General features: G+C 75.8%; 12 protein-coding genes and 2 pseudogenes. 11 read left to right on the top strand and 3 right to left on the bottom strand.

Going from position 1 to position 17893, the window contains the following annotated elements:
- The 10 genes and pseudogenes from DLJ47_RS26285 to nudC all read left to right on the top strand — a co-directional run.
- Positions 1-526: pseudogene (locus DLJ47_RS26285) on the top strand (LOG family protein); the annotation flags it as partial.
- A gap of 152 nt (positions 527-678) precedes the next feature.
- Positions 679-1224 (top strand): LOG family protein, encoded by a 546-nt coding sequence (locus DLJ47_RS26280; RefSeq protein ID WP_109903800.1) that lies wholly within the window; start codon positions 679-681, stop codon positions 1222-1224.
- A 157-nt stretch (positions 1225-1381) separates the two neighbouring features.
- The gene (locus tag DLJ47_RS26275; RefSeq protein ID WP_109903798.1) at positions 1382-4792 is read left to right on the top strand and encodes an ATP-dependent helicase; all 3411 of its coding nucleotides are present in this window, start codon (positions 1382-1384) and stop codon (positions 4790-4792) included.
- Positions 4793-4814: 22 nt separating this feature from the next.
- Positions 4815-8192 (top strand): ATP-dependent helicase, encoded by a 3378-nt coding sequence (locus DLJ47_RS26270; RefSeq protein ID WP_109903796.1) that lies wholly within the window; start codon positions 4815-4817, stop codon positions 8190-8192.
- 204 nt (positions 8193-8396) lie between these two features.
- Positions 8397-8600, top strand: coding sequence for a cold-shock protein (locus tag DLJ47_RS26265; RefSeq protein WP_007072850.1), 204 nt, complete (start codon positions 8397-8399; stop codon positions 8598-8600).
- 197 nt (positions 8601-8797) lie between these two features.
- Positions 8798-10099 carry a DEAD/DEAH box helicase gene (locus DLJ47_RS26260; RefSeq protein WP_109903794.1) on the top strand — a complete coding sequence of 434 codons (1302 nt, stop codon included), beginning with the start codon at positions 8798-8800 and terminating at the stop codon, positions 10097-10099.
- A gap of 187 nt (positions 10100-10286) precedes the next feature.
- Positions 10287-10502 carry a hypothetical protein gene (locus DLJ47_RS26255; RefSeq protein WP_109903804.1) on the top strand — a complete coding sequence of 72 codons (216 nt, stop codon included), beginning with the start codon at positions 10287-10289 and terminating at the stop codon, positions 10500-10502.
- A 180-nt stretch (positions 10503-10682) separates the two neighbouring features.
- Complete coding sequence (locus DLJ47_RS26250) at positions 10683-11993, top strand: M16 family metallopeptidase (RefSeq protein ID WP_109903792.1); 1311 nt, start codon at positions 10683-10685, stop codon at positions 11991-11993.
- A 177-nt stretch (positions 11994-12170) separates the two neighbouring features.
- A complete protein-coding gene (locus DLJ47_RS26245; protein WP_109903802.1) occupies positions 12171-13505 on the top strand; it encodes a M16 family metallopeptidase in 1335 nt (444 codons plus the stop codon).
- 67 nt (positions 13506-13572) lie between these two features.
- Positions 13573-14529 carry an NAD(+) diphosphatase gene (gene nudC, locus DLJ47_RS26240; protein ID WP_109903790.1) on the top strand — a complete coding sequence of 319 codons (957 nt, stop codon included), beginning with the start codon at positions 13573-13575 and terminating at the stop codon, positions 14527-14529.
- Between the two features lie 130 nt (positions 14530-14659).
- On the opposite strand, the gene DLJ47_RS26235 is transcribed toward nudC, so the two are convergent.
- The 3 genes from DLJ47_RS26235 to DLJ47_RS26225 form a co-directional block, all read right to left on the bottom strand.
- Positions 14660-14929, bottom strand: a complete 270-nt coding sequence (locus DLJ47_RS26235; RefSeq protein ID WP_109903788.1) for a hypothetical protein — start codon at positions 14927-14929, stop codon at positions 14660-14662.
- 216 nt (positions 14930-15145) lie between these two features.
- Positions 15146-15382, bottom strand: coding sequence for a DUF397 domain-containing protein (locus DLJ47_RS26230; protein WP_109903786.1), 237 nt, complete (start codon positions 15380-15382; stop codon positions 15146-15148).
- Positions 15383-15456: 74 nt separating this feature from the next.
- Positions 15457-16434, bottom strand: a complete 978-nt coding sequence (locus DLJ47_RS26225) for a helix-turn-helix domain-containing protein (RefSeq protein WP_109903784.1) — start codon at positions 16432-16434, stop codon at positions 15457-15459.
- A gap of 92 nt (positions 16435-16526) precedes the next feature.
- On the opposite strand from DLJ47_RS26225, the pseudogene DLJ47_RS26220 reads away from it, so the two are divergent.
- Positions 16527-17783 (top strand): annotated as a pseudogene (locus tag DLJ47_RS26220) (MFS transporter); the annotation flags it as partial.
- Positions 17784-17893: the final 110 nt, after the last annotated feature.

Here is a 17893-nt window from a genome sequence, read left to right as displayed (position 1 = left end):
GATCACCGGTGGCGGGCCGGGGGTGATGGAGGCGGCCAACCGGGGCGCCAGCGAGGCGGGCGGGCTCTCCGTCGGGCTCGGCATCGAGCTGCCGTTCGAGCAGGGCCTCAACGACTGGGTCGACCTGGCCATCGACTTCCGCTACTTCTTCGCCCGCAAGACCATGTTCGTCAAGTACGCCCAGGCGTTCGTGGTGCTGCCCGGCGGTTTCGGCACCATGGACGAGCTGTTCGAGGCGCTGACTTTGGTGCAGACCGGCAAGGTCACCCGGTTCCCGGTGGTGCTGATGGGCGCGGACTACTGGCGCGGGCTGCTCGACTGGCTGCGCGACACGATGGCGGCCGGCGGCAAGATCGGGCCGGTCGACCTGGAACTGATGTGCGTGACCGACGACGTCGACGCGGCGGTCCGGCACATCGTGGAGGCCGAGGCCACCCTCTCCGCGGAGCAGGAGGCGGTCCGCGAGGAGGCGGTCGCCCGGACCGCGGCCGACCAGCGGGTGGCGGGGGAGGCGACCAGCGGCGGTCCGTCGGCCGGCGGTGGCCCGGCCGCGCCGGTCGGTGGCGGGGCTGCCGGTGACCGGTCCGGCCGGATCGCCGGCGTCGGTGGGGACCGCTCGGGCGAGCGGCCGGCCGGTCCGGCCCGCCCGGCGGGCGACGGGGAAGGTGCGGGCTGACCGTGGCCGCGATCTGCGTGTTCTGCGCGTCCTCCCGTACCCTCGACCGGCGCTGGCTGGACCTGGCGGCCGAGACCGGCGCGGAGATCGCCCGGCGCGGGCACACCCTGGTCAGCGGCGGCGGGTGCGTCGGCATGATGGGCGCGGTGGCCGACGGGGCGCGGACGGCCGGCGGCCCGACCCTCGGGGTCATCCCGCAGGCGCTGGTCGACCTGGAGGTCGCCGACCTGGCCTCGGACGAGTTGCTGGTGACCGACTCGATGGCCAGCCGGAAGAACCTCATGATCGAGAAGTCGGACGCGTTCCTCACCCTGCCGGGCGGTCTCGGCACGCTCGACGAACTCTTCGAGGTCTGGACCACCGCCACCCTGGCCCTGCACGCCAAGCCGATGGTGCTGGTCGACACGGACGGCTTCTACCGGCCGCTGCTCGACTGGCTGGGCACGCTCGCCGACGCGACCTTCCTCAAGCCCGCCGGCCTCGGCCTGCTCACCGTGGTCGACACCGTCCCCGCCGCCCTCGACGCCCTCGAAGCCCGCCTCACCTGAGGCACCACGCCCGCCGTGCCAGCCGGGCGCGCGGAGCCGGGCCGGCGCCGGGGCCACCGGGCCGCGCAGCGCGACGAGCGCCGAGCACGCAGCGACGCCAGCTCACCAGGTGGAGTGTCGGAGATGGGGTGTCGTACCGGCGTGGTGGGATGGGCGGATGCAGGCGTACCGGTTGGTGCGTCGGCCTGACCGGCCGACGGAGGAGCTCGGGTCGACCGGGCGGCCGGCCGAGCAGCTCGTGCCGCGGCGCGGCGACCCGGTGCAGGCGGAGGTCGTCGGGCACACCGACGGCCCGATGCTGGTGCTCGGCGGCCCGGGCACCGGCAAGACCAGCACCCTGGTCGAGGCGGTCGCCGCCCGGGTGGCCGAGGGCGTCGACCCGGAACGCGTCCTGGTGCTCACCTTCGGTCGGCGCGGCGCCACCGACCTGCGGCACCGGATCGAGGCCCGGGTCGCCCGGGCCGGGCCCCGGGTGCTCCGTGAGCCGCTGGTCCGCACCTTCCCGGCGTACGCCTTCGGCCTGCTCCGCCGGGCAGCGGCCGAGCGGGGCGAGCCCTCACCCCGGCTGCTCACCGGTCCGGAACAGGATCTGATCATCCGTGAGCTGCTGGACGTGGTCGGCGAGGAGCCGGACGACGACCCGGTCGGCTGGCCGGCGGACCTGCGACCGGCGCTGCGTACCCGGGCCTTCGCCGCCCAGCTGCGCGACCTGCTCATGCGGGCCGCCGAGCGCGGGGTCGGGCCGGTCGAGCTGGCCCGGCTCGGCGAGAAGCTCGGCCGCGCCGACTGGCCGGCCGCCGCCCGATTCCTGCGCGAGTACGTCGCGGTGCTCGCGCTGCGCGACGTCAGCAACCGCGGTTCCATCGCGTACGACCCCGCCGAGCTGGTCCGGGCCGCCACCGGCATGCTGCTCGACGACGAGGAGCTGCTCGCGGCCGAGCGGCGCCGGCTGGCGTACGTCTACGTCGACGAGCTGGCCGACACCGACCCGGCCCAGCTCGACCTGCTCGCGGCGGTGGCCGGGGGCGGCAAGCCGCTGGTCGCCTTCGCCGACCCGGATTCCTCCACGTACGCCTTCCGGGGCGCCGACCCGGCCGGGGTGACCACCTTCCCGCACCGGTTCCGCACCGCCTCCGGCGCGCCCGCCGCGCAGGTGGTGCTGTCCACCTCCTACCGGGCCGGGCCCCGGCTGCTGTCCGCGTCCGCCCGGCTGGCCCGGCGGTTGCGTGGCCCGGTGATGCACCGCCGGCTGCGCCCGCTGCCCGACGCGGCCCCCGGCTCGGTCGAGGTGCACACCTTCCGCTCGGCGACCAGCGAGGCGGCCTGGCTGGCCCACGCGCTGCGGGCGGCGCACCTGCTCGACGGGGTGCCGTGGTCGGAGATGGCGGTGCTGGTGCGCTCCACCGCGCGGCAGCTGCCCTCGCTGCAACGGGCGCTGCACGCCGCCGGGGTGCCGACCGTGGTGCACGGTGAGGACCTGCCGCTGCACCTGCAACCGGCGGTGGCGCCGCTGCTGCTCCTGCTGCGCTGCGCGCTGGAGCCGGAGCGGCTCGACGAGGAGGCCGCGGTCGCGCTGCTGCACTCGCCGCTGGGCGGCGCCGACCCGCTCGCCGAGCGGCGGCTGCGACAGGGGCTGCGGGCGCTCGCGCTGGCCGCCGGTGACCGCCGCCCGTCCGGTGAGCTGATCGTCGAGGCGCTGCGCGACCCGGCCGAGCTGGCCGGGATCGAGCGCCGCTGGGCGGAACCGGCGCAGACCGTGGCCGGCCTGCTCGCCGTCGCCCGGGAGGCGGCGGCCCGGCCCGGGGCGACCGCCGAGGAGGTGCTCTGGGCGGTCTGGCGGGCCAGCGGGCTGGCCGAGCTCTGGTCGTCCGCGATCGGCCGGGGCGCGGCGGCTCCCGGCGAGGGCGACGTGGCGCGCCGGCGCCGGGCCGAGGCGGCCGACCGCGACCTGGACGCGGTGATGGTGCTCTTCGACGCCGCCGCCCGCTTCACCGACCGGCTGCCCGGCGCGCGAACCGAGGTCTTCCTCGACCACGTCCTCGGTCAGGACCTGCCCGCCGACACCCTGGCGCCGACCGCCGACCGGGGCGACGCGGTCCGGCTGCTCACCGCGCACGCGGCGAAGGGGCTGGAGTGGGACCTGGTCGCGGTGGCCGGGGTGCAGGAGGGGGTCTGGCCCGACCTGCGGCTGCGCGGCAGCCTGCTCGGCTCGGAACGGCTGGTCGACGTGCTCGCCGGCCGGGCGGGCGGGGGCAGCGTGGCCACCCTGGTCGGGCAGACCTCGGCGCTGCTGGACGAGGAACGCCGGCTGTTCCACGTCGCGGTGACCCGGGCCCGGCGTCGGCTGCTGGTCAGCGCGGTGGCCTCGGCCGCCGTCGGCGGTGACGACCACGAGGAGCAGCCGAGCCGCTTCCTCTACGAACTCGGCCCCACCGACCCGCCCGACGGCGGTCACCCGACGGACGGCCCCGCCCCGACGCCCGACGACGGCGGCCCGGACGACGACGCGCCCAGGCCGGGACGGTCCACCGGCGACGCGGGCGAGGACCGGCCGCGCACCCTGCCGGTGAGCCGGCCGCCGCGGGCGCTGACCCTGCCGGCGCTGGTGGCGGAGCTGCGGACCGCGGTCAGCGACCCCGACCTGCCGTACGCCCGCCGGCGGGCCGCCGCGGCCGAGCTGGCCCGGCTGGCCGCCGCCGGGGTGTCCGGCGCGCACCCCGACGACTGGTGGGGGCTGCGCCCGCTCTCCGACGACCGGCCGCTGGTGGACGACGGGGAGCCGGTCCGGGTCACCCCGTCGGCGATGGAGAGCGCGCTCCGGTGCAGCCTGCGCTGGCTGCTCGAACGGCACGGTGGCAGCGCCCCGGCCAGCGCCGCCCAGGGCGTGGGCAACCTGGTGCACGCCGCCGCCATGCTGGCCGAGGACGCCAGTGCCGACCGGGGCGCCCTGCTCGACTACGTGGCCGCCCGGTTCGACGCGATCGAGCTGGCCGCCCGCTGGATGGCCGGCCCGGAGCGGGCCCGGGCCGAGGCGATGGTGGACAAGCTGCTGCGCTGGCTGGCCGCCAACCCGCGCCGGCTGCTCGCCATCGAGCACGAGTTCGCGGTACGCCTCGACGACCCGCACCGCCCGGTCCAGCTCACCGGCCGGGTGGACCGGCTGGAGGTGGACGCGGACGGCCGGCTGGTGGTGGTCGACCTGAAGACCGGCAAGTCCACCGCGGTGACCGCCGCCGACCTGGCCGAGCACCCGCAGCTGGGCGCGTACCAGGCGGCGGTGGAGGCGGGGGCGTTCGCCGAGTTCGGCGAGGAGTCCGGCGGGGCGGCCCTGGTGCAGCTCGGCACCGGGGCGAAGGACGCGAAGGAGCAGAGCCAGCCGCCGGCCGGGGAGGGTCCGGAGGCGGGCTGGGCGACCGCGCTGGTCCGGCGCACCGCAGATACGATGGCCGCCGCCACCTTCGCCGCGGTCGCCAACTCCAAGTGCCGGGTCTGCCCGGTGCGGACGAGCTGCCCGGTCTCCGGGCAGGGCCGCCAGGTGGTCGAGCCGCCCACCGTCCGCGAGGAGTGAGCTTGCGCGCTGAGGTGGCACCGTGACCCAGCCGACGCTCTTCGGCGCCGCGACCCCGGCGCCGCGGGTGGCCGACGCCGGCCCCCGGTACACCCCGATCGAGCTGGCGAAGCTGCTGCGGCTGCCGGCCCCGACCCGGGAGCAGGCGGCGATCATCGCTGCCCCGGTGGAGCCGCTGCTGGTGGTCGCCGGCGCCGGGTCGGGCAAGACCGAGACGATGGCCGCCCGGGTGGTCTGGCTGGTGGCCAACGCGTACGTGCGGCCGGAGCAGGTGCTCGGGCTCACCTTCACCCGTAAGGCGGCGGGCGAGCTGGCGCACCGGGTGCGTACCCGGCTGGACCAGCTGGTGCGCCGGCTCGGCCGGCAGGGGCGCGACCCGCTCGACGACCCGCTGGCCGGGGAGCCGACCGTCTCCACCTACCACTCGTACGCCGGGCGGATCGTCACCGAGCACGGCCTGCGGGCCGGCTACGAGCCGTCCACCCGGCTGCTCACCGAGGCGTCCCGCTGGCAGCTGGTCGACCTGCTCGTGCGCAACTACGACGGCGACATGTCCGAGGTGGACCGGATGCCGAGCACCATCACCGACGCGGTGCTGGCGCTCGCCGGCGAGCTGGACGAGCACCTCGTCGACCCGGACGACCTGGCCGCCTGGACCGGCCGTTTCTTCGCCGAGGTGCAGGCCCGTCCCGGCCGGGTCTACGCCGACGTGCGCAAGGCGCTCGCCCTCGCGCAGACCCGGCTGAAGCTGCTCCCGCTGGTGCGCGCGTACGCCCGGCGCAAGGAGGACTTCGAGGCGATGGACTTCGCCGACCAGCTGGCCCGGGCGGCCCGGGTGGCGCGCGACCACCCCGGCGTCGGCGAGATCGAGCGGGACCGCTTCCGGGTGGTGCTGCTCGACGAGTACCAGGACACCAGCCACGCCCAGGTGGTGCTGCTCAACGCGCTCTTCGGCGGCGGGCACCCGGTGACCGCGGTCGGTGACCCGTGCCAGTCCATCTACGGCTGGCGCGGGGCGTCCGCCGGCACCCTGGACCGCTTCCCGACCGAGTTCGCCCGCGCCGACGGCGCCCCGGCCGAGGTGCTCAGCCTCACCACCAGCTGGCGCAACCGTCCGGAGATCCTCGGCGTGGCCAACGCGCTGGCCACCCCGCTGCGGGCCGCCGGCGCCCGGGTGCCGGAGCTGCGCGCGGCGCTGAGCGTCAAGGACCCGGTGCCGCACCGCAGCGCCCACGGCGCCGCCGGCGGCACGGTGCACTGCGCGCTGCTCCCGACGTACGCCGACGAGGCGAAGTGGATCGCCGACAGCGTGCTGAACGCCTGGCGTGGCGCGGCCGGCACCCCCGGCGCGCTGCCCGAGCACATCCCGGTGCCACAGCGGCCGACGACGGCGGTGCTGGTCCGGCTGCGCAGCCAGATCCCGGCGATCGAGTCGGCGCTGCGTGCCCGCGGCCTGCCGGTGGAGGTGGTCGGGCTGGGTGGCCTGCTGGACACCCCGGAGGTGCGGGACGTGGTCTGCACCCTGCGGGTGCTGGCCGACCCGACCGACGGGGCGGCGCTGCTGCGGCTGCTCACCGGGGCCCGCTGGCGGATCGGGCCGCGCGACCTGGTGGCGCTGCACCGCCGGGCGCGGGCGATCGCCACGGCCCGCCGGCAACTGGCCGACGACGGCACCCCGGAGATCACCCCCGACGTGCTCGACGAGGCGACCCTGGTGGAGGCGCTGGCCGACCTCGGCCCGGCGCAGGCGTACTCGGCCGAGGGTTACGCGCGGCTGCGCGCGTACGCCCGGGAACTGGGCCTGCTCCGCTACCGGCTGGACCAGTCGCTGCCGGATCTGATCGCCGACATCGAGCGGACCATCGGCCTGGACGTGGAGGTCGCGGTCCGGGCCGGCCGGGACGGCGCCGGCGACGCCGGCCTGGCCCGGGGCCACCTGGACGCGCTCGGCGACGTGGCCGCCCGGTTCAGCGGGGAGACCCCGGGCGCCACCCTGTCGGCCTTCCTCGCCTACCTGGCCGCCGCCGAGGACGAGGAGCGCGGCCTCACCCCGGGCGAGGTGGAGGTGGTCGAGGGGGCGGTGCAGATCCTCACCGCGCACGCCGCCAAGGGCCTGGAGTGGGACGTGGTGGCGGTGGCCGGGCTGTGCCGGGGCGTGTGGCCGGGGCCGGTGCGCAACTCCGACCACTGGCTCGGTGGGCTCGGCGTGCTGCCCTTCCCGCTGCGCGGCGACGCCGACGGCCTGCCCGAGCTGGGTCTGGCCGGGGCGGAGGACCAGCGCGGGGTGGCCCGGGCGCTGGAGGACTTCACCGACGCCTGGCGGGCGCACGACGAGCGGGAGGAGCGGCGGCTGGCGTACGTGGCGGTGACCCGGCCGCGCCGGCTGCTGCTCTGCTCCGGCTACTGGTGGGGGGAGGGCACCAAGCGGCCGCGCGGCCCGTCGGTGCTGCTCCGCGAGGTGCACGACGCCTGCCTGGACGGCGGCGCGGGGCACCTGGTCGACGAGTGGGCGCCGGAGCCCCCGCCGGACGCGACCAACCCGACCGCCGAGGTGGTGCTGCGGGCCGAGTGGCCGGCCGATCCGCTGGGCGCCCGCCGGCCGGCGCTGGCCGAGGCGGCGACGCTGGTCCGCCGGTTCCTCGCCACCGGCGACGGCGACGCCGCGGACGGCGATCCGCTGGCCGACGACCCGGAGGTGACGCGCTGGCGGCAGGAGGCCGACCTGCTGCTCGCCGAGCGGGCCGAGCTGACCCGGCAGGCCGGGGCGATCGAGGTGGGGCTGCCGGGGCACCTCTCGGTGACCCAGCTGGTGGCGCTGCGCCGCGATCCGGCCGCGCTCGCCCGGACGCTGCGCCGCCCGCTGCCCACCGAGCCCAACCCGTACGCCCGCCGGGGCACCGCCTTCCACGCCTGGCTGGAGCAGCGGTTCGGGGCCGACCGGCTGCTCGACGTGGACGAGCTGCCCGGTGCGGCGGACGCGGACGCGGCGCCCGACGAGGCGCTCGCCGAACTCCAGGAGCGCTTCCTGGCCAGCGAGTGGGCTGACCGGGTGCCGGTCGAGGTGGAGGTGCCGTTCGCCACGGTGATCGCCGGGGTGGTGGTGCGGGGCCGGATGGACGCGGTCTTCGCCCGGCCCGGCGGGCGGTTCGACGTCGTCGACTGGAAGACCGGTGGCCAGCCCACCGGGGCCGCTGCCGACGTCGCCGCGGTGCAGCTGGCGGTCTACCGGCTGGCCTGGGCGGAGCTGGCGGGCGTGCCGGTGGAGCGGGTCGGCGCGGCGTTCCACTACGTCCGGGACGGGGTGACCGTGCGCCCGGCGGACCTGCTCGACGCCGAGGGGCTGACCGCGCTGATCGCCGCGGTGCCGGAAGTTCCAGGCGACAACGCCCGCCGGCCGTGATAGATTCGGTGCGTTGCAGTTTTGGTTACCAGAGACTCTGTGTGCGCCTGGCGGATTGTGGCCCCAGGCGCTCTTTGTTGTGTCCGGAGTTCTCCGGGCGGGGCGACCAGCAGCGACAGGCGAGCCACGCACTCCGCGTGGATCGCTCCTTTCGAGCCCGCAACAGGTGCGGGTTCGACGTTCCGTCAAGGAGACGAGACAAGCATGGCTATTGGCACCGTCAAGTGGTTCAACGCTGACAAGGGCTTCGGTTTCATCACCCCGGACGGCGGCGGCGCCGACGTCTTCGCCCACTTCTCGGCGATCCAGTCCTCCGGCTACCGGAGCCTGGACGAGAACCAGCGGGTCGAGTTCGAGATCACCCAGGGCCAGAAGGGCCCGCAGGCGGAGAACATCCGCCCGCTCTGATCTGCGGCACACCCGTAGTTAGGCACCTCCGCCGCGCCCTCCGGGCGCGGTGACGGTGGCCGGCCCGCCCACTTCGCGGCGGGCCGGCCCCGTACCCCCTCGGTTCGTGCTTGTGACCACCGCGGCCTGGCTCCGCCGGTGACAGCGCCGCCTCCGGCGCCTTCCTCGACACGTGCCGCCCTGAGGAAGGCTTCCCGTTGACCACCGTCGTACCCTCCTTCGCCGGCACCGGCCTGGCGCCGGCCCTGCTCGCCACGCTGACCGCGCAGGGCATCACCGAACCGTTCCCGATCCAGGCGGCCACCCTGCCCGACTCGCTCGCCGGCCGGGACGTGCTCGGCCGGGGCCGCACCGGCTCCGGCAAGACCCTCGCCTTCGGGCTCCCGCTGCTGCACCGCACCGCCGGCGACCGGGCCCGGCCGGGTCGCCCGCTGGCGCTGGTGCTGGTGCCGACCCGGGAGCTGGCCCAGCAGGTCAGCACCGCACTCGCCCCGTACGCCCGGGCCGTCGGGGTGCGTTGCGCCACCGTGGTCGGCGGCCTGTCGCTGCAGCGCCAGGCGGACGCGCTGCGCGCCGGCGCCGAGCTGGTCGTGGCCACCCCCGGCCGGCTGCACGACCTGATCAACCGCGGTGACGTCCGGCTCGACCAGGTCGCCACCACCGTGCTGGACGAGGCCGACCAGATGGCCGACATGGGCTTCCTGCCGCAGGTCACCAAGCTGCTGGAGCAGGTCGCCCCGGCGGGGCAGCGGATGCTCTTCTCCGCCACCCTGGACGGTGGCGTGGACCGCCTGGTCCGCCGGTTCCTCAGCGACCCGGTCACCCACTCGGTCGACCCGGGCACCGCCACGGTGACCGCGATGACCCACCACCTGCTGCACGTCGACGCGGTGGACAAGCCCGCCACGCTGGCCCAGATCGCCGCCCGCGAGGGCCGCACGATCCTGTTCATGGGCACCAAGCACCGCGCCGACCGGTTGGCCCGGCAGTTGCTGGCCAAGGGGGTCCGCGCCGCGGCGCTGCACGGCGGGAAGTCGCAGCCGCAGCGCACCCGGATCCTGGAACAGTTCCGCACCGGGCAGGTGAGCGCGCTGGTCGCCACCGACGTCGCGGCCCGCGGCATCCACGTCGACGGGCTGGACCTGGTGGTCAACGTGGACCCGCCGACCGAGGCGAAGGACTACCTGCACCGGGGTGGGCGGACCGCCCGGGCCGGCGAGTCCGGCACGGTGGTCACGCTGGTCCTGCCCGAGCAGCGCCGGGACGTCTCGCGGCTGATGGCGGCCGCCGGCATCCGGCCGCACTCGGCGCAGGTCCGCCCCGGCGACCCGGCGCTGGTCCGAACGACCGGTGCCCGCGAGCCGTCCGGCGTACCGGTGACCATCGCCGCCCCGCCGGCCCCGGCCGCCCGCGCCACCGGCGCCAGCGGCACGGCCGGTCGCACTCCGCACCGCGCCTCCGGTCGGCCGCGCCGCCCGCGCCGCCCCCGCGCCTCCTGACGCCGGCCGACGGGTCGGTCACCGTCACCCTGCTGGCCTCGGCCCGGAGCGGCGCTGGTCGCCTGCTGCTGAGTCGGCAATCAGCGCCGGCTGGGTCGGGTGGCCGACTGTGCCGGTCCGGTCCGTGGTCGAGGCTGACGGCGGGGGGAACGGCCGGGCCGATCGGCTCGACGGGGAAGGGGTGACCATGGCGGGCGACACCGGCACGACGGCGTTGCGCGAGCTGCTGTTCGTGGTCGCTGTCGCCGCCGCCGGGCTGCTGCTCGCCATGGTGGCTGTCTTCACGCCCTGGCACGCCACGCCGGGCGGGGCCGCCCCGGCCGGCCCGGTGGAGCTGCACAGCCCGGCCGGCGCGGTGGACGAGCCCGGCCCGTCCGGGCGGATCGACCCGACCGCCGGCTGAGCCGCGGTCGTCGTACCCCGGCCGGACCGGTGCCCGCGGAGGGGCGGGCCCGGTCGCGGGGTGCGAGGCGTGGTCGGGTCGGCGGGGCACCGGCCCGGCCACGCCGACCGGCGCCGCCGCCCGGCCCCGGCTCGGCGGAGGTCACCGGCACCGCGGTGCCGACGCGTTAGAGTCGATCACGTGCCGACGCGGAGAGCGAGAATCCCAGTCACCAAGTACCCGGCCGAACGGTTCAGCCTCGACAACGGCCTGCGGGTGGTGCTCACCCCGGACCGCAGCGCACCGGTGATCGGCGTCGCGGTCGTCTACGACGTCGGCATCCGTTCCGAGCCGGAGGGCCGCACCGGCTTCGCCCACCTCTTCGAGCACCTGATGTTCCAGGGCTCGGAGAACCTGGAGAAGCTGGCCCACTTCCGGCACGTGCAGGGTGCGGGCGGCACCTTCAACGGCTCCACCCACCTGGACTACACCGATTACTTCGAGACCCTGCCGAGCAACGCGCTGGAGCGGGCGCTCTTCCTGGAGGCCGACCGGATGCGCGGCCCCCGGCTGACCGAGGAGAACCTGCGCAACCAGGTCGACGTGGTCAAGGAGGAGATCCGGGTCAACGTGCTCAACCGCCCGTACGGCGGGTTTCCCTGGCTGACCCTGCCGCCGGTCATGTTCGACACCTTCCCGAACGCGCACGACGGCTACGGCTCCTTCGTCGACCTGGAGTCGGCCACCGTCGCCGACGCCGCCGACTTCTTCCGCCGCTACTACGCCAGCGGCAACGCGGTGCTCGCGGTCAGCGGCGACATCGACGTGGCCGAGGCGACCGAGCTGATCGGCCGGCACTTCGGGGACGTGCCGGCCCGGCCCGCGCCCGAGCGGCCGGACTTCGCCGAGCCGGACCTGACCGTCGAGCGGCGCACCGCGTACACCGACAAGCTGGCCCCGCTGCCGGCGGTGGCCTCGGCCTGGCGGGTGCCCGACCCGCTCGCCGACTTCGCCGGCTACCTGCCCTACGTGGTGCTCGCCGAGGTGCTCACCGACGGCGACGCGTCCCGGCTGGTCGAGCGGCTGGTGCTGCGGGACCGGACGGTCACCAGCGTCGGTGGCTACCTCGGGTTCATGGGCGACCCGTTCGACGTGCGGGACCCGACGGCGCTGCTGCTCCAGGCGCACCTGCCACCCGGCAGCGACGTGGACAAGGTGTTGCGCACCGTCGACGAGGAGCTGGACCGGCTGGCCACCGACGGGCTGGCCGACGGCGAGCTGGGCCGCACCCAGGCCAGGATGGCCACCCACCTGCTGCGCGACACCGACGCGGTGCTCACCCGGGCGCTGCGGATGGCCGTGCTGGAACAGCAGCGCGGCGAACCGGGCCTGCTCAACGAACTGCCCCGGCTGGTCGGCGAGGTCACCGAGGAGCAGGTCCGGGCCGCCGCCGCCACCCTGCGGCCGGAGCGCCGTGCGTCCGTCGAGGTCATCCCCGGAGGTGCCCGGTGAGCGCGAGGAGTGAGCCGGGGTTGCGAGCCCCGCAGTCGCGAACGAAAGGTGGGCCCCGGTGAGCGCGAGGAGTGAGCCGGGGTTGCGAGCCCCGCAGTCGCGAACGAAAGGTGGGCCCCGGTGAGCGCGAAGAGCAAGGCGGCCGCGCGGGCCCCGCGGTCGCGGGCGGACGGCGAGGTGGCGGCGACCGGGCCGCGGGCCCTGCCGCCGCTCGGTCCGCACCGCAAGCTGAAGCTGCCCCGCCAGGCCGAGCGGACGCTCGGCAACGGCCTCACCGTGATCGCGGTACGCCGGTCCGCGGTGCCCCTGGTCGAGCTGCGGCTCTGGATGCCGTTCGGCCGCGCACCCCTGGCCCGCGGCGCGATGCTCGCGCAGACCCTGCTCTCCGGCACCGAGACGATGACCAGCGTGCAGCTCGCCGCCGAGTTGCAGAAGGTCGGCGGCGGGCTGTCCGCCGGCATCGACCCGGACCGGCTGATGCTCTCCGGCGCCAGCCTGGTCACCGGGCTGGACCGGATGCTGGAGCTGCTCGGCGAGGTGCTGACCGGGGCGAGCTACCCGAGCGGGGAGGTCGCCACCGAGCGGGACCGGCTGGTCGACCGGATCCAGGTGGCGCAGAGCCAGCCGGCGCACCTGGCCCGCACGGCGCTGCTCAAGCGGATCTACGGCCGGCACCCGTACGCGGTGCAGACCCCGGAGCCGGAGCAGGTCCGGGCGGTCCGGCCGGGCGTGCTGCGTACCCTGCACGCGCAGCGGGTGCACCCGGCCGACGCGGTGCTGGTGCTGGTCGGCGACGTGCAGCCGGAGCGGGCCCTGGACGCGGCCGAGAAGGCGCTGTCCGGGTGGAACGGGGCCGGCCACACCGCCGACCTGCCGCCCGCCCCGCCGCTGGAGCCGGGTCCGCTGCTGCTGGTCGACCGGCCCGGCTCGGTGCAGTCGTCGCTGCGGGTGGCGCTGCCGGCGGTGCCGCGCACCCACCCCGACCACGCCGCGCTGCAACTGGCCAACCTGGTCTTCGGTGGCTACTTCTCGTCCCGCTGGGTGGAGAACATCCGCGAGGACAAGGGCTACACGTACGGGCCGCACTCGCTGGTCGAGCACTCGGTGGCCGGTTCGGTGCTGGTCGCCGCCGCCGAGGTGGCCACCGAGGTGACCGGGCCGGCACTGCTGGAGACGACGTACGAGCTGGGCCGGCTGGCCTCGCTGCCGCCGAAGCCGGACGAGCTGGAGCAGGCCCGCCGGTACGCCCTGGGCACGCTCCAGCTCGGCATGGCCACCCAGGCCGGCCTTGCCTCGCTGACCAGCGCGTACGCCGGCAACGGGCTGCGCCTGGAGTTCCTCGCCGAGCACGCCGCCCGGCTGGCGAAGGCGACCGCGGACGATGTCGCCGCGGCCGCCGCCCGCTACCTCGCCCCGGCCGGGGCGGTCACCGTGGTGCTGGGCGACGCCGAGCGGATCGGGCCCGCGCTGGCCGCGCTGGCCCCGGTCGAGGTCCAGCCGGTGGGGGCATGAGCGAGCGAATCGTCGGACTCGGCGCGGTGGTGCCTCGTGGCGGCACGAGGCACGGCGGAGTGCCGGCGTGAGTGGGGAGGCGACGCCCCCGCTGGCCCGCTCCACGCTGGACCGGGCGGCGCACCGGCGTGCCGACCCGGAGTGGCTGGCGCGGGCCTGGTCGCAGGCCCGGGTGCTGGTGCTCGACTCGACGAACGAGGGGCGGGCGCTGGTCCGCGCCGACGTGACCCCGCCGGTGCTGGTGCTGCTCGGCTCGGACGACGTGCCGCCGACCGCCGGCGCCGCGCCGATGTTCCTCGGCGTCGAGCCGGACGGGGTGCCGGTCTTCGCGGTGGACGCCCCGCTGCCGGCGGTGCCGGGCGCCCGCGCGGCGCACCTGCGCGAGGTGGGGCACCTGCTCGGCGACCGGGACGCCGGGCTGTTCACCACCGCCCTCGCACTGGTCAACTGGCACCTGCGGCACCGCTACTCCTCGGCCAGCGGCCACCGGACCGAGGTGGACGAGGCGGGCTGGTCCCGGATCGACCCGGACGGCGACCGGATCTGGCCGCGTACCGACCCGGCGATGATCGTGCTGGTGCACGACGGGCAGCCCGGCCCGGACGGGCGGTGCCTGCTGGGCAACAACGCCACCTGGCCGGGGGTGCCGGGCGAGCGCCGGTTCTCCTGTCTGGCCGGCTACGTGGAGCCGGGGGAGTCGGCCGAGGCGGCGGTGCTGCGTGAGGTCCACGAGGAGGTCGGCGTCCCGGTCGAGGGCATCGCGTACGTGGGCAGCCAGGCGTGGCCGTTCCCCGGCTCGCTGATGCTCGGCTTCCTCGCCACCGCCGACCCGGAGCATCCGGTGCGGCTCGATCCGGCGGAGATCGCGTACGCCCGGTGGTTCACCCGGCGGGAGATCGGTGCGGCGCTGGCCGGGCGGACGGTGGACGTGGGCGGTGCCCGGTTGGTCCTGCCGCCGCCGTCGTCGATCGCGCTGTTCCTGATCCACCGCTGGTTGGACGGCTGGGTGGACGGCGAGCGCTGACCGGGTCGCCGTGCGGTCCCGGCCCGTGGCCGCCGTTGCCGCGACGGTCACGAGCCGGGAACACGGGCCGCCGTGGTCGGCGGGGCAAGGAACACGGCGGGGGAGCCGGTCCGACCACGACGGACGTTTCTCAGCCGCCGGGGCCGGCCGGCCGGGGTGGCCGGGCCGGCGCGTCGAGCGGCAGCACCTTCACCCGTTGCCTGCCGGCGCGGACCGCGCCGACCGTCGACAGGGCCCGGGCCAGCAGCAACGCGGCGTCCCGATCCTCGGCGTGGACGATCTGGCGGCGCGGCTCGGGCGTGGTGGTCTCGTCCCGCAGTCGGACCCCGCCGGCCCAGGCGGCGGCGATGTCCACGTCGGCGGCGGCGCGGATGTCGGTGCGAACGATCAGGAACCGCATGTCGGTCTCCGGATGTACCGCGACGGATGGGAACGGGTGGAAGTTCCACGTCACTCTGCGGGCCATGTTACGCCCCGTGGTCGAGTCAGCAACCCGTACGCGACGATCGGCCCGCAGCCTCGTCCGATCATCGGAGGACGCCTCGGCGTGGTCGGGCCGCCGGACAGGCGACGGGGCCGCCGGCGTGCTGCCGACGGCCCCGTCCCGTTCACCGGATCAGTCCAGGTCGAACTGTCCGTTCTTGGTGCCGGCGAGGAAGCCCAGCCAGCCGGCCCGGTCGAACAGCAGCACCGGGCCGCCGCGGTCCTTGCTGTCCCGCAGGGCGACCGCGGCCGGGCCGGCCCGCAGCGGGGCGACCTCGACGCAGTTGGAGGTCTGGCTGCGCGTGCTGGTACGCCACGGGGCGTCCGCCAGCTGCGCGAGGACGGACGGCGTGTTGCGGAATTCGTTCATCGTGCCACTCCTGAGGTGAACCGTTGTGATGGCTCGAGCGGTCGTTGCACGTCCCGACCTGGGTCCCCCGTGGATCACCGTTCGGTCAGGCGCCCGGAACGCCGGCGACGCTGGACCGGCGCCGTTGCCGGTCCGAGCGCCACTGTGGACGGGGTCGCCGTCTCGGTCAGCCGCCCCGTCGCCTCGATCAGCCAGGAGAGGGTGTCCGATGCGGAGAGCGCCGCCGTGCATAACCACTCGAACACCACTTTATAGCGATTTAGGGTGTTTGCCTCGGTGGACATGACGTCGGTGAACCCACCCTCGATGGCGAGGGTCTCCGGATCGAGCGGATCGGCGAACCGGTAGAGGGAGAACGCGGTCGGCGGGAGGTACCACTCGCCGATCGGCGCGTCCCGCGGCAGCACGTGCAGCGTGACGTTCGGCAGCATGGCCAGCTCGCAGAGCTGGATCACCTGCTCGCGCAGCACCTCCGGCGGCCCGGCCCGGCCGCCCAGCGCCGCCTCCTCCAGCACCACCGTGTAGCGGGGCGCGTCGGTGCCCCGGGTGAGCAGCTTCTGGCGGGCCAGCCGGGCCTGCACCTGGGTCTCGGTGTCCTCGGCGTCCGGGTCGCCGGCGTCCCCGCCGACCTGCCGGGCCGAGGCGATCCGCACCCGGGCGTAGCCCGGCGTCTGCAACAGCCCGGGCACCAGCACGGGGTTGTACTCGGAGATCTCCGCGCAGCCCGCCTCCAGTTCGGCGAAGCCGCGCTGCTGCGGGGTCATCGCCGGGAACGATCGGAGCCAGCCTCGCATGTCGCCGGCCTCCTGGGTGATGCCCAGCAACTCCTCGCGCAGCGCCTCGTCCGCGCCGTAGAGGTCCAGCAGGTCGCGCACGTCCTGCGGGTCGGGTCGGCTGCGCCCGTTCTCCAGCCGCGACAGCTTCGACGCGGAGGCCCAACCGATCCGCTCGATGACCTGGTCTCCGGTGAGACCGGCGGCCTCGCGCAGCCGGCGCAACTCGGTGCCCAACCTGCGGCGACGCAGGATCGGGCTGGGTGAGGCAGGAGGCACGGTGTCCTCTTTCCCGTCGACCGCCGCGGACGCGACGGTAACTGTATGAAATTCGGCCCCCACGGTCAGTATGGACGGCGCGACCGGCGTCGGTGGTTCCGGCGAGGGCGTGTCTTGCAGAAAAGAGGACCGTGGAGGGGTGCGGCCGGTCGGTGACCCGCCGCCGGGCCCGACCACCGCCGCCCCGACCGCGTCCACGGGCGCGGGCCATCCCGCCGGAGGGATCCATGCGCACCGTCCTGCGCCGACCGGACTTCCGACTGCTCTTCGCCGGCCTGCTGGCCAGCATGGCCGCGGAGTCGATCCTGCTGCTGGCGCTCGCCGTCTGGGTGAAGGACCTGACCGGGTCGGACGGCCTGGCCGGCGCGACCATCTTCGCCGTCATCGCGCCGATGACCCTGGCGCCGCTGGTCGGCTGGTTCGTCGACCGCCATCCCCGTCGGCCGTTCTTCGTGGTGGCCAACCTGGTCACGGCGGCGCTGCTCACGCCGCTGTTCGCGGTCGGCGACCGGACCGACGTGTGGATCATCTACGTGGTCGCGGCGCTGTACGGCCTGTCCTACGTCACGCTCAGCGCGGCGCTCAGCGGGCTGATCCGGCAGTTGGTCCCGGCCGACCTGCTGGCCGAGGCGAACGGTGTGCTGCAGACCGTCCGGCAGGGGCTGCGGCTGATCGGCCCGCTGGCCGGCGCCGGGCTCTACGCGGCCGTCGGCGGGTGGCTGCTGGCCGCGCTGGCGATGGTCGGCTTCGCAGTGGCGGCCGCCGTGGTCGGGGCGCTGCGGGTGCCCGAGAGCCCGGCGCAGACGGCGGCCCTGCGCTGGCCGGCCGAACTCGGGGCTGGGCTGCGACACCTGGCCGGCGAGCCGGCGCTGCGCCGGGCGCTGTTCGGCTACGGGCTGGGCTCGCTGGTGATGGGCTTCAGCGAGTCACTGATCTTCGCGTACGTCGACCGGGGGCTCGGCCGGGACGCCGCGTTCGTCGGCGTGCTGGTCACCGTGCAGGGAATCGGCGGACTGCTCGGCGGGCTGCTCTCGGCGGGCGTGGTACGCCGGGTGGGCGAGGTCGGCACGCTCGCCGCCGGGGTCGCCTTCTTCGGGCCGGCGGCGCTGGCGCTGGCGTACCCGACCCTGTGGTTGGGCTTCGCGGCGGTGCTGCTGGCCGGGGTCTCGCTGCCGCTGACCATGGTCGGGCTGCACACGCTCATCCAGCGGCGTACCCCGGCCGGGCTGATCGGTCGGGTCGCCGCGGCCGCGGAGGCGGTGGTCGGCGGCCCGCAGGCGCTCTCCATCGGGGCCGGCGCCCTGCTCGTCGGCGTGCTGGACTACCGGCTGCTCTTCGCGATGATCAGTGACTCGCTGAAGCCCATCACCAGCGATCCCAGCCCGTAGCCGAACAGCGCCCGGCGCAGCGCCGGCTCGCCGACCAGGTGTCGCAGCCCAGCCCCGAGTTCGGCCGGCCA

Origin of the sequence: Micromonospora sp. S4605, from assembly GCF_003176715.1 — a bacterium.
Classification (GTDB): domain Bacteria; phylum Actinomycetota; class Actinomycetes; order Mycobacteriales; family Micromonosporaceae; genus Micromonospora; species Micromonospora echinaurantiaca.
Note: the sequence above shows the minus strand (reverse complement) of the source record. Positions and strands in the feature narration are given on the sequence as shown.